The 12,739-nt window shown below is 56.9% G+C and carries 11 protein-coding genes and 1 pseudogene; 10 read left to right on the top strand and 2 right to left on the bottom strand.

Features of this window, described 5'->3' with window-relative positions; genetic code table 11:
* Window positions 1–1,470, top strand: a 1,470-nt coding sequence (locus tag HQL65_13145; protein ID MBF0137179.1) for a tetratricopeptide repeat protein, incomplete at its 5' end; no start/stop codon positions are given.
* Window positions 1,471–1,482: 12 nt separating this feature from the next.
* On the opposite strand, the gene HQL65_13140 is transcribed toward HQL65_13145, so the two are convergent.
* Window positions 1,483–2,292 (bottom strand): outer membrane lipoprotein-sorting protein, encoded by an 810-nt coding sequence (locus HQL65_13140; protein ID MBF0137178.1) that lies wholly within the window; start codon window positions 2,290–2,292, stop codon window positions 1,483–1,485.
* 77 nt (window positions 2,293–2,369) lie between these two features.
* On the opposite strand from HQL65_13140, the gene HQL65_13135 reads away from it, so the two are divergent.
* Complete coding sequence (locus HQL65_13135) at window positions 2,370–3,041, top strand: hypothetical protein (GenBank protein MBF0137177.1); 672 nt, start codon at window positions 2,370–2,372, stop codon at window positions 3,039–3,041.
* Between the two features lie 20 nt (window positions 3,042–3,061).
* On the opposite strand, the gene HQL65_13130 is transcribed toward HQL65_13135, so the two are convergent.
* Complete coding sequence (locus HQL65_13130) at window positions 3,062–4,591, bottom strand: adenylyltransferase/cytidyltransferase family protein (protein ID MBF0137176.1); 1,530 nt, start codon at window positions 4,589–4,591, stop codon at window positions 3,062–3,064.
* Window positions 4,592–4,830: 239 nt separating this feature from the next.
* Between HQL65_13130 and hfq the strand changes: the two genes are divergently transcribed.
* From hfq to HQL65_13090, 8 genes and pseudogenes are all read left to right on the top strand, one after another.
* Window positions 4,831–5,079, top strand: a complete 249-nt coding sequence (gene hfq, locus HQL65_13125; protein ID MBF0137175.1) for an RNA chaperone Hfq — start codon at window positions 4,831–4,833, stop codon at window positions 5,077–5,079.
* 15 nt (window positions 5,080–5,094) lie between these two features.
* Window positions 5,095–6,372 carry a GTPase HflX gene (hflX, locus tag HQL65_13120; GenBank protein MBF0137174.1) on the top strand — a complete coding sequence of 426 codons (1,278 nt, stop codon included), beginning with the start codon at window positions 5,095–5,097 and terminating at the stop codon, window positions 6,370–6,372.
* 26 nt (window positions 6,373–6,398) lie between these two features.
* Window positions 6,399–8,621: a CHASE domain-containing protein gene (locus HQL65_13115; GenBank protein ID MBF0137173.1), complete on the top strand. Its 2,223-nt coding sequence runs from the start codon at window positions 6,399–6,401 to the stop codon at window positions 8,619–8,621.
* A gap of 75 nt (window positions 8,622–8,696) precedes the next feature.
* Complete coding sequence (locus HQL65_13110; protein MBF0137172.1) at window positions 8,697–9,059, top strand: response regulator; 363 nt, start codon at window positions 8,697–8,699, stop codon at window positions 9,057–9,059.
* A 65-nt stretch (window positions 9,060–9,124) separates the two neighbouring features.
* Window positions 9,125–9,742, top strand: coding sequence for a phosphatidylglycerophosphatase A (locus HQL65_13105; protein ID MBF0137171.1), 618 nt, complete (start codon window positions 9,125–9,127; stop codon window positions 9,740–9,742).
* 37 nt (window positions 9,743–9,779) lie between these two features.
* Entirely contained in the window at window positions 9,780–10,916 is a 1,137-nt protein-coding gene (locus HQL65_13100; GenBank protein ID MBF0137170.1) for a CinA family protein, read from the top strand.
* Window positions 10,917–11,021: 105 nt separating this feature from the next.
* Window positions 11,022–12,149, top strand: coding sequence for a L,D-transpeptidase family protein (locus HQL65_13095; GenBank protein ID MBF0137169.1), 1,128 nt, complete (start codon window positions 11,022–11,024; stop codon window positions 12,147–12,149).
* A 379-nt stretch (window positions 12,150–12,528) separates the two neighbouring features.
* Window positions 12,529–12,738 (top strand): annotated as a pseudogene (locus HQL65_13090) (Fic family protein).
* The last annotated feature ends 1 nt before the right edge of the window (window position 12,739 follow it).

The raw sequence follows: 12,739 nt of genomic DNA, 5'->3' as shown, positions 1-12,739 counted from the left end.
AACAGCGACCCCGACAACCCGGTGGCACAACGCCAGCGTCTGGTTCTCCTCATGGATCAGGCTGAATCCCGTCGCCAGAGCGGCAATCTCCGCGCTGCCATGGCCGAATATCAGGCCGCACTGGAATTCGGTCGCCGTGTGTTCGAACGTTTCCCCGGAGAAATTCAGATACAGAATAAACTGGGCGTGATTCATACCCGAATGGGCGAAATGCGCTTTCTGGCCGGGGAAACACAGGGAGCCCTGGCAGCTTTTGATGATGCTGTGGAGATCTATCGTCGCCTGTTGCAGCGACAGCCCGACAATTGGCAAGTCCAACGTGCGCTCGCCCTGGGTCTGCATCGACTGGGCAATACCCGGCTTTCCCTGGGCGAAAGTGGCAGTGCCCTGGCGGCCTTCGTCGAAGCCACGCTCCTTGACCAGAAGCGTGCCACTGGTACCACGACAACGACGACCGGCACCAACGTAACCGACAGCAACACCATCAACCATATTCCATTGGCAAAACCCGCACCGGACCCCATTGACAAACCGGATCCTGATACCGCATGGCAAGACTATGCCGCCAGTCTGAACACCATGGGCTTCATGTATGGACGGGTGGGTGACCTTGAGCGGGCCATGGCCAGCCTGTCGCAGGCTCTGGAAATCATTCAACGTCTGGCCAAACAGGTGCCCGACAATCCGGAAATTCGGCGCAATCTGGCCGCCACGCTGGGCAATATCGGCACATTGCGTCTGGAGAATGACGATCCGACAGGTGCCCGGGCGGATTTTGCAGCGGCCCTGACAATCAATCAGGACTTGGCCGAGGAGGATCCTGCCAACCTTCAGGCCTGGATTGATCTTGCTGCCAGCCATCGCCAGCACGGATTTTTGCACAGCCGCATGGGCAAACACGCCGAGGCATTGCAAAACTACGCCGCTGCCGAACAGATCTTGCAACGTTGCGTGGCCCGGGAGCCTGACAATCTCCAGGCACAACGCGACCTGGCGGTCACGTACAGCAATCTGGGAGATGTCCAGATTGACTTGGGTGTAAAAGCCAAGGCCCTGGATAGTCTGGCCCGGGCACGCGCCATTCATGAACGACTCTCGCTCCAGGATCCGGCCAACCTGGAAACGCAACGCAACCTGGCAACCACCCTGCTGCAAATCGGTTCACTGCATCTGGATCTGCGCGAAATTTCCCTGGCCATGGAGGAGATGACCACAGCCCTGGCCATCCGGCAACGTCTGGCTTTCAGCGAGCGGGAAAATCCCCTGGCCCGACGCGAATTGATGGTCGCCCATCAGCAGTTGGGCACCGCGCAAGCCTACGCAGGTCGCATTCCCGAGGCACGCACCGAAATTCTGCATGCCCGGACCATTGCCCAGACTCTGGCGCAGGAGAACCAGGATGGACTGGCACAAGCCGACATCACAGAACTGAATGCAATCCTGGCCGAGATCAATTCAAGGATGCCATAAGTTCCCGGGATTTCATCTTTCCCGCATAAAATAGTCACCAATCTTGTTCAAGGCACTGCGGTCGAAGATGGTTTCCGGTACCGCAACGGAGCGCACATCCCCATAGCGCAATGTTGACACATATCCCGCATTCAAGGGGCTGGCACTTTCCAGCAGCGATGGACGCAAGGGTCCATCCGCAAAGCGCTGCATCTGCTTGTAGCGAATGGTCTTGATCAGGACATTGCCCGGACCATAATGGGTCACTTCCCGGGGCAATTTGAACTCCTTGTCCACCACCATACCGAGTCGGGCATAAGGCACCCACGCCTGTTTCGGGGTCAATTCAAGATACCAGTTGGCCTGATCCTCCCGGACCAGTCTGGCCTGGTATTCCAGATGAAAATCCAGATGCAAAAGATCCTCATTGTTGAAGATTCCGCCGCCATGGAACCCTCTCAACAAGGGATCCTGCTGCATTTCAATATTTTTCCCGGGGATCCGCACCCAAACGTCGGCACCGGACCTGAAAGCCGTCACTCCCTTCATGGAATCCGGGGCAAGGATCATGGCGACCAGGCGATCCCCACCCTTTTTGGCCACGAGGATCACCACCGGAGGCTCTTCATACGACCCGCGACGATTGACAAGACGCAAGACCATCTCCTGGGAATCATAAGCCATGGCCTGATCCACAGCCTGAAGGATGTCGTCGGCATTCATGGCTCTCACAGGCGAAATCCAACCATAAATCAGGCAGAAGAAGAAAATGGCCACCAGACGCCTGCCGCCTGGCAGGGCAGCAATCAGCAGGTTGGCCAGGAAAAAAATTTGCTTCTTCATGATCATTCCGTAATATTCTCCCGAACGACAAGGTTGGCCACGACCACCCCCCCTCAACCCGCCCGGATCCCTTCACCATGTGGATTTTGCTTGCAGCACTCGGCGTCATCGCCCTCTGGCTTGTTCTCATTCATGGCTTCATTTTGCCACAGGTCCGCAAAAACAAGGTTCTTCGCTCTGTCCAGGACTGTCCGGCATTTTTGTTGACACCCCTCCCCCAGGAGTTGGACAAACCTGTCCAGGTTGCCGGACGCGACCACACGCCCCTTTTGCATCAAATCAATCTTTTTCGTCTGACCTGCACCTGCCGACGCTTCCGGACCCGACGCGGCTTTTTTCCTCAAAACGACATTCGCAGATTGTGCTTTCATCTGCGCCAGGAAATGGGGCGTCAACACCTGCTGGAACACTTTGATGCCTTGAGTCAATGCATCATCCAGGATCGCGTGCGCGACAAATGTTACGTGCGCTCGACCATACTGGGAACCGATGTGGGTTTCGGTATCACGCCAAGTCAGGATTTCATGCGCATCTTCGCCCGCCACCAGGATCCGTCCGATCCCCCGGAGGGGCCTTTTACCGGGCCTTACAATAAATTTTCTTTCCACATCAACCGGAAAACCTGGATTTACGACGAATCACCTCCCGGAGCCGAATTGATCATCGAACGGGCCATGAATATTTTAAACAACGCCAATCTGAATAATCCCACAAAATCCGCCGCAGAGGAAGCGAAACCGGCCTCGTGACTTTCAAGGTTGATCCAGTTTCATTTCAGCAATGTCGTGATATACTTGAAAAGGTGGACTGGCCGGACCGGATCGCGATTGCAGACGATCTGGACATCGAGAGCGGCTGCCGCGCTGCCCAAAAACAGAGCCAGTTCCGAATCCAGTCCTCCGCCGATGGCCAGACCCGCCAGAGAAAGAAACGCATCACCGGCACCAATGTTATCCACCACCCGGGTGGAGAGGGCCGGAACCCGGTGCGTGGTCGATGCGTCCATGTCCAGCAGCAGGGCACCCACCGAACCCATGGTAATGGCGATCTGGTTGGCCTTGACCCGCTGGGCGATCTGTTTTGTCACCAGTTCCAGGGGGTCGTGGCGATTGTGAGCGGCTTGGCGCACCTCGGGTTCATTGAGGGAGACAAAATCCGCCCGTGGATACCGGGTGATGGCGTGATATCCCCGACTGCCGCTGTTGATCTGGGTATTGACGGCCAAAAAGCGCGCCGTCGAACAAAGGGCCTCGACCATGTCCAGCGAAATGAAACCATTCCCGTAATCCGGAACAATCACCACGTCATACGCACTGGCATGCGTCTGGATCCATTCGATGATTTTACCCTCGACAGCCGGAGTCAGGGGGTTTGGATCATAAAAATAGACCTCGAACAACTTGCGCGCTTCGGCATCGACAAAGCGACGCTTGACCAGGGTCTGGGACTGCTCAAAATAAAAAAATGCCGGCTTCACACGCTCTTCAAGACGGGAGCGAACGAAAGGCTCATGGTGATCGTTGTGTCCCAACCCGGTCAGCAGGGTCACCTCGGCAGCAAAACCGGCCAAGTGATTGGCAATGGCCAGAGACCCCCCCGCAAACTGTTCCATGGCGTCAAAACGAACCGACAAGACCTCATGGCTTTTGCCGGTGATACCCATGGGGGTTGAGTAGCAGTATTCATCGACAATGGCCTCCCCCACCACGAGAACCTTCAATTTGTCCAGGGAGAGAATCCGGTCAATCACCGCCTCGGCCTGGTACCGGGAACGGAATTTTTGTAAAAACTCCTTGGTCGAGGCCGGAAAAATATCAAAATGCTCGTTGAGCAGACTGGTGGAACTGAACACGATTTCATTGGTATAAAAAACACGGCCACCCGAACTTTCCACGGCCTTCTGTTCGATGACAATGTTGCCGGTGATGTCATTTTCTGCGGCCCGATAATCCTGACCCTTGACATAAACGTTGGGCCTGATCAGGTTGATCACAGGCACGGCGGTCACGTCGTGGTTGATGGCCACAAAATCCACGCACTCCAGGGAGGCCAGATTTTCCGCCCGCAGATCGTGGTGAAACACCGGTCGTCCCGGACCCTTGTTCACAAAAGGATCGGCCGTGACCGTGACCAGGAGGCAATCCCCTTCCTGCCTGGCACGCCGCAAATGACGAATATGCCCGGGATGCAATAAATCGAACGTGCCGTGACACAACACCACGGTGCGCCCCTGCTCCTTCAAGTCCGCGGACTTCCGGGCCAGATCGTCCAGGCTGAGAATCTTGTTTTCAATGGTCATGGCAGTCTCGATTTTGCGATCGGAAACGTGATTTGGTCTTGCCAAACGGGATAAGATTCACGCAATATCCAGGCCATTATCTCCAAACCGCATACCCGTTTCGGAGAGTGTCTATTTTTCGTATCTTTTTGCGCATTCGTGTCTATAATTTGTCAGAATCTGAAGTTTGCTGAGAGGTGATGCGACAGGGATCGCATTCTGAAACTGGTTGATAAAAAAACAAGAACCGAGGACAAGTCATGGGAAGTCATGCCGGGCATAATGTGCAGGATCCATTCTTGAATACCCTGCGCCGTGAGAAGGTACCGGTTACGGTGTTCCTGGTCAACGGCATCAAGCTCCAGGGGGTGATCACCTCGTTCGACAATTATTGCCTGATGCTCAAAAACAGCGTGACCCAGTTGGTATTCAAACATGCCATATCCACTGTGATGCCGTCACGAAATATCCAGGTCGTCGGCGAAGCCAGTCATGATGAAGAAACTTGACATGTAAGGAGACCCATGCACGCAACGCAGGCTCCCCGTGAGCGGGCGTTATTGATTCAGGTGGTGGAAGAGGATCCAGACCGCGCCGAACGATTGGCCGAAGAGCTGCGACGACTGGTGGTGAGTGCCGGTCTGGAACCCGCAGGCATACGGATGGTCAACCTTGCCCGCATCCTGCCGGCAACCTTTCTGGGCAAGGGGCGTCTGGAAGAGTTGGGCGCGGAAGTCAAGGAACTGGACGCCGGGGTGGTCGTCTTCAACAACTCCCTGTCACCAGTACAGCAGCGCAATCTGGAACGGTCACTCCAGGCCAAGGTGGTGGATCGAACCGGACTGATCCTGGAAATTTTTGCCGCCCGGGCCAGAACCCGCGAAGGGTGCCTGCAAGTGGAACTGGCCGCACTGCTCTATGAACAATCCCGTCTGGTGCGCACCTGGACCCACCTCGAACGGCAACGCGGCGGCGTCGGCGTGCGGGGAGGACCCGGCGAAACCCAGATCGAACTGGACCGACGCCAAATCCGGGAACGCATTCAACGCCTGAAAAAATCCCTGCGCGATGTCGAACGCACCCGAACCCTCCAACGCCGGGAACGCCAGGATGTGCCCCTGTTCGTGGCAGCCCTGGTCGGCTACACCAACGCCGGCAAATCAACGTTGTTCAATCGCCTGGCCGCAGCCCACGTGGATGCGGAAGACAAGCTCTTCGCCACCCTGGACCCCACCATGCGCGGTGTCACCCTGCCGGATGGGGGGCGCGTCATCCTGTGCGATACGGTGGGCTTCATTCGCGATCTGCCCCATCAACTGGTCGCGGCCTTCCGGGCCACCCTGGAAGAGGTGGTCAGTGCCGACATCCTGTTGCACGTCGTGGATTTGGCAGACCCCGAGTGGAACGATCAGGTCAGAGCCGTACTGGAGGTGTTGCAGGAGTTGGGCGTGCAGCACAAGCCCATGCTGACCCTGTACAACAAAGCCGACATGCTGCAAGAAAATCCTGGACAGGCAACACGTCTTGGAGAACGGGAGGATTCACTCGTCATTTCCGCCCGCACCGGCCTGGGCCTTGATCTGTTGCTGACCCGACTGGCCGCCGCCCGCACCCAGGCATGGCAGGAGTATCACCTGACACTGCCAGCCAGTGATGGGGCACTGCTGGCACGCCTGTGCCGGGAAGGACGTATCCTGAGCCGACAGGACATCGGCGAAGAAATCCAGGTCACCCTCTCGTTGCCGCTTGCCGGCAGCGGCCGCCTGCGGGACATTCTGACCAGGTATGCTGCCGTGACCTGATCAAGACAATATGGGTGTCCATGAACATGGCAAACCTGTCATCCCCTTCAGGCCTGTCCCGACTCGTTCCATGGCTGATTTCCGGCCTGAGCCTGTGGGCCACACTGGCCGGTTGGCAGATTTTTCATGATGAAGCCCTGACCCGGGCCAAAGTCCATTTTGCCGGCGAAGTGACCGAACACAGATCGGCCATCCTGAACCGCATGCAGGCCTATGAGCAAATCCTGCGCAGTGGCGTCGCCCTGCTGGATGCCAGCGACCATGTGACCCGGCAGGAGTGGCGCACCTTTGTCGAAAGTCTTCATGTTGCCAGGCTCTATCCTGGCATCCAGGGCTTTGGCTGGTCCGTTTTCATCCGTCCGGCAGAGCTGGCAGCGCATGAACAATCCCTGCGTGCCGAAGGCTTTCCCGACTATCGTCTCCGTCCCGAGGGCAGCAGAGAAATCTACAGCTCGATCACCTATCTTGAACCCTTTGAAAAACGCAATCTGCGGGCCTTCGGCTATGACATGTTTTCCGAACCCGTGCGCCGCACCGCCATGGAACAGGCACGCGATTCCGGACATGCCGCCCTCTCCGGCAAGGTGACCCTGGTCCAGGAAACCGAAGCAGACAAACAGGCCGGCTGCCTGATCTATCTGCCGGTCTACAAAAAATCACACCCCCTGCATACGGTCGCAGAGCGTCGGGCCGCCATCATCGGCTTTGTCTATGCCCCCTTTCGCATGAATGACCTGCTGCAAGGCATCCTGCGCAACAAACATCACCTGGTTGGTTTGCGCATTTTCGACGGCGACACCATCGATCCGGAAAGCGTGCTGTACGACTCGTGGCGCGGGAATTCTCCAGGCAGAATTCCCGGAACATTCGTCCACAGGGAACTCCTGACCATCGCCGGTCATGCCTGGCAGATGGAGCTGCAAAGTACCGCCGTATTCGATGCCAGCGTGGATCGGGAAAAGCAATTCATCGTGCTGGTCGGCGGCATGGCATCCAGTATTCTGTTGTTTGCCATGATTCGCAATCTGTCCCGTTCACGCGACCAGGCGGTCAAAATGGCACAGAAAATCACAGCGGATCTCTCCATCAATGAATCAAGAACCCGCGCCATCCTGGATACCGCCGTCAATGGCATCATCACCATGGACACGGCGCGACGCATCATCACTTTCAACCCGGCAGCGGAAAAAATTTTTGGCTACACGCTGGCGGAGGTCTTCGGAAAAAACGTTAAAATGCTCATGCCCGACCCCTACCATTCAGAACACGACAGCTATGTCGAACGTTATATTCAGACGAGAAAATCCCGCATCATCAAAGTCGGTGGCCGGGAGGTAACCGGGCAACGCCAGGATGGCAGTACCTTCCCACTCTGGCTGGCCGTCGGCGAAGCGCACGTTGGCGAAGAACATATCTTCGTCGGCTGTGTTGTCGATATCACCGATCGGAAACAAACAGAAAGTGAACTGCTTGCCGCCAAGAATGTCGCAGAAGAAGCCAATCGGGCCAAATCGGAATTTCTCAATACCATGAGCCACGAGCTGCGCACCCCGCTGACGGTAATCCTCGGATATCTGCCGTTGCTCGGTCAATCCGAAAAAAAAATTCCAACCGCCAAAAAGCTGGCCATGGCCCTGACCGGTACGCCGGAAGCCGAGGAGTTTGCCAGGTTTGTGCAACAAATCGGCAACATGGCCCGAGAAATGAAACGCAACGGGGAACATCTCCTGACGCTCATCAACGATCTTCTGGACATTTCCAAGATTGAAGCAGGAAAATTGACGCTGGATTTGCAGGTCATCGATGCGGAAGAGGTCGTGCAGGGTGTCCTGGATGCCCTGCGCGTCAAGGCCGATGAAAAAAACCTGCAACTGGTCGGCACACTCACAAAGACCCATCTCCTGGCCGATGCAACCCGACTGCGCCAGATTCTCATCAATCTGGTCGGGAATGCCATCAAATTTACCGACCGGGGTGAGGTCCATGTAACCATGAAACCCGTTGAAAAATTTGTCGAATTCACTGTCATGGATACCGGAATCGGCATTCCGGCCCATGAATTGGATCACATTTTCGAGCGGTTTCATCAGGTGGATGGCTCCACGACCCGGCGGGCCGGCGGCACTGGCCTGGGCCTGACCATCACCAAAAAACTGGTCGAAATTTCCGGTGGCACAATCTCGGTTGTCAGCGCACCCGGCACCGGTTCCACATTCCGTTTCACAATTCCAACCCGAGAGGAGACGTGAATGGCCCGCATTCTGATCGTCGATGATCAACCGGGTACATTCCGTTTTACCATTCCAACCCAAGAGGAGACGTGAATGGCCCGCATTCTGATCGTCGATGATCAACCGGATATTCGTGCCGTGCTGCGGTTTCGGCTCGAATTTGCCGATCACACGGTGGACGAGGCCGCCAACGGCCTGGAAGGCATGGAAAAAACCCTTGCCGGTCAATATGATCTGGTGCTTTTCGACATGCACATGCCGGTCATGGACGGCCATGAAGCCGTCCGTGAACTGCGCCGGAAAGGGTATACGGGACGTATTGTCGCCGTGACAGCTGGCGTGCTGTCCCGGGATGAAAACCAGGCCATGGAAAGTGGCTGCAGCGGGTTCATCAGTAAACCTGTCGAGGAAAATTTCGAGGAACGCATTGCAGCCATTCTGCAAACAGCTATTTGAACCCAGGGATGACCCGACCCGATCCAGACGGATTTGAACATGATTTTGACAGATTGGCAGAATTTTTGACATCGAAGGACCTCACCCCTCTCCCCATCTCCCTGATCCTCCCTGCTTCCCCTTTCGGCACAAAAAATGCTGATCGTTGGACCACGAGTTCTGCTCATCACCTCGTGAGAACCCCGTTCACAGGAGGAAGGAAAATCGCCTTCAAGACAGCCAATCAATACACGGATCCCCTGGCCATGTTTCTGGCAACCTGGGGTGGTACCGGTCGGATTCTGTGGGCACCCGGAACGATTGGTATCCTGGGTGCCGTGCCGCTCTACCTGTTGTTGCGACAACACGGCGAGAAATCCTTGCTGGTGGGATTGTTGGTGTTGACCATCCTGGGCATCTGGGCGGCCCATGCGGCCGTGCGTATCCTGGGCCAGGCAGCCCCTTCCGAAGTGGTGGTCGATGAAGTGGCCGGTTTTCTTCTGGCCATGCTGTGGGTGCCCTTCGACTGGTTCTGGGTGGTGCTGGGATTTGTCTGTTTTCGTCTGTTCGATCGCGTCAAACCCTGGCCAATCGTGTGGCTGGAACAGCGTTTGCCAGGAGGCTGGGGCGTCATGGCCGATGATCTGGCAGCAGGGATTTGCAGTGCCTTCGTACTGAAAATTTTGGTGGACTTGACGGCATGATGAGGGAGCGCGGGGTCAACTTCGCGAAAGTGGCGCCATGATGTGCCTGTTGGTTATTCCCCGATGGAGCGAAAATGAACGGTTGATGCCCGCCTCGGGGCGTCCCCATCTGGACCTGTTTCTCCACTGCCTGGGGTTTGAGGATGTTCACCTCCTGGAAGTGGACCCGGATGATTCCCTGGATCCCAACCAGCTCGCCGAACAATATACCCTTGTCCTGGTTCAGGGCGAGGCCGGCAGCCGCCTGCGGCGCTCCGTCATCTCCAACCTGGGGCTGTCCCTGGGTCTGGATGGGACCGAATCCTCGGAACTGCGGGTCGTGGGGGCACGACCCCTGACTGACCGAAACGGCCATCGTGCCGGTTTTGCCGTGCGCCGTCGCGGTCGCATCGTCGCGTTTTGCGAACAGCCGGTCTGGGAGTTGCGTCATGCCCTCATCGTCTGCATCCGCGCCTTCATGCGGGAGGATGAACCCGATTTCCGCCCCCGGCGCATGCCAGTCTACTGGATGATCGAAGGAGCCGGCGACCCCTTCGACATGAATGAACATCTCGGCGAAGAGTCCTGCAAACATTGCCGGGTCCGTTCCCTCCCCGATGGTGACTCCGCCCTCTGGCTGCCGTCCGTGTTGAGCGATGATTTCAAAACCATGCTGGAACGCCGCCTCGGTCCCCGCATCTATGCAACCGAACCAAACTCCCTGGAAGAGGTCCTGGCAGAACTCCTGCTGAAATCCAAACTCCGGGTCAGCGTCGCCGAATCCTGCACTGCCGGCCTGATCGCCGCCCGCCTGACTTCCCTCCCCGGCAGCAGTGCCTGGTTCAGTCACGGCCTGGTCACCTACAGCAACCAATCCAAGCAGCGCCTCCTGGAAGGTGTCGATCTCCTCCTGGCCCGCTGTGGCGCTGTCAGCCAGGAAACAGCCCTGGCCATGGCCAGAGCCACCCTGCGTCTGGTCGAGTCCGATATCGCCGTGGCCGTCACCGGCATCGCCGGTCCAGGCGGAGGCACCCCGGAAAAACCGGTGGGAACCGTCTATCTGGCAGCAGTCTCCCGCAATGGCAGTGTCCTTGAGCGGCATGTCGTCTATCGGGGTGATCGGGCACGCATACGGTTTCAAACCAGTCAAACCGCCTTGCACCTCCTCCGGCGTCTGGCCGCAGAACAGGTTTGATCCCCCTTGCTGATCACTGGTGCATGCATGTTTCCGGATGATTTTTGTGAAATCAAGTTGCCTGGCGGTCACAATCTTCACCGTTCAATCTGGAAATGGACTCATATGCCAATCTTCACCCTCCTCCTGCTGATAACCTTGATGGGCTGGTCGGCCCATGGCTGGGCGGACAGCCGTCATCTGCAATTGGCCGATGTGGTCAATGCCCTGGCCAACCAGCCAACAGGACAGCCTCCTGTCTGGGCACCCCTGCCCAAGGGAGATGAAGTTTTCGGACCAGGAGTCTTGACCTACACCATTCGGGGTGACGAAACATTGCTGCAAGTCGGTCGTTCTTTTGACCTGGGTTACAACAGCATTTCGCTGGCCAATCCCAAGGTTGACCCCTGGTTGCCCCCCCCGGGCACCCTGATCCGGGTTCCCCTGCTGCACGTCTATCCAGATGGCAGCGACTCCCGCCCCGAACTGGTCATCAATCGACCGGAAATGCGCATCTTTTTCCGGCGCAAGGATGGCTGGATCGAAACCTACCCACTGGGAGTCGGTCGCGAGGGCTTCGACACCCCTCTCACCGAGGCCAAGGTCACCCGCAAAATGGCCAATCCCACCTGGTATGTCCCGGAGTCGATCCGTAAGGAAAATCCCAACCAGCCGACGATTGTGCCCCCCGGCCCGGACAATCCATTGGGAACCCATGCCATCTATCTGACCCTCCCCACCTACCTGATCCACGGCACCAATCGCCCCTTCGGCGTGGGACGCCGGGTCAGTCGCGGCTGCATGCGCCTCTATCCGGAAGATATCGTCCGCCTCTACAAACGGGTCGAACCAGGCTTGCGGGTGCGGATCGTCGATCAACCTGCCAAGGCCGGTTGGCGTGGCAACCAACTGTTCCTCGAAGTCCATCCCACCCTGAAGAGAAAAGATCGCGGCCAACTCCCGGGTAAGGCATCCGAAGCCATTTTCAACGCCATGCAGCGTCGTCACGGCCAAGTCCAGGTGGATTCGGCCCTGGTGGAAAAAATGACCCGCTCTCCCGATGGCATTCCCCGGGTCATCGGCTATGTGACCCAGGACGGTACCCCCTATGCTCCATACCAGGCCGATTACAAGCCAGTGACGGCCCCTTCCCCGACTGCGACGGGCAGCAAGGCAAAACCAGCCAAGCCTGCCCAACCCGCCAAACAGACCCAAAAAAGCAAACCAGCACGGTCTGCAACGTCCGGTCGTTGAAAATCAATACCTGAAAATCTGGCGCCTCTCGGGGTCCTGGCCGCGTCCGCGCAGTGCCCCTCGATGACAGAACCAAAAGCAAATGGTAGCCATTCAGCCTCCCCATTCAAAAAGTTTGAAAAACTGGGATGGGGGTCCAGGGGGAAGGGCTGTGCCCTTCCCCCTGGCGGGGTTTGGGGCGGAGCCTCAACAAAGTCTTTTATATCAAATCCTTTTTTGCAAGAGTTCTGAATAGATACAGCAAATGATGCTTGAAAAGGGGGCTTGGTGACCATGTGCAGCGATCTGGATACAAACCCCAGGTTGACTATGCACGTCAGCGAAGATATGTATAGAAAAATCTATTTTGTATACATATCGCGCCAAAGGATCTGCCTTGATGCCAACGCTTCCTTCCCTTGAACACCTGCATGCCGAGCGCTTCGATACACCGAAAATCCTGAAAAAATTGACCAGCAGCAGTCGGCGGTTGGCAGAACTCAAGGGCATTGCGGCATCCATCCCCAATCAGGATATCCTGATCAGTACGCTGGGTCTGCAAGAGGCCAAGGATCGTTCCACCATTGAAAACATCGTCACCACTCATGAGT

Source organism: Magnetococcales bacterium, assembly GCA_015228935.1.
Lineage (GTDB): Bacteria > Pseudomonadota > Magnetococcia > Magnetococcales > DC0425bin3 > HA3dbin3.
Note: the sequence above shows the minus strand (reverse complement) of the source record. Positions and strands in the feature narration are given on the sequence as shown.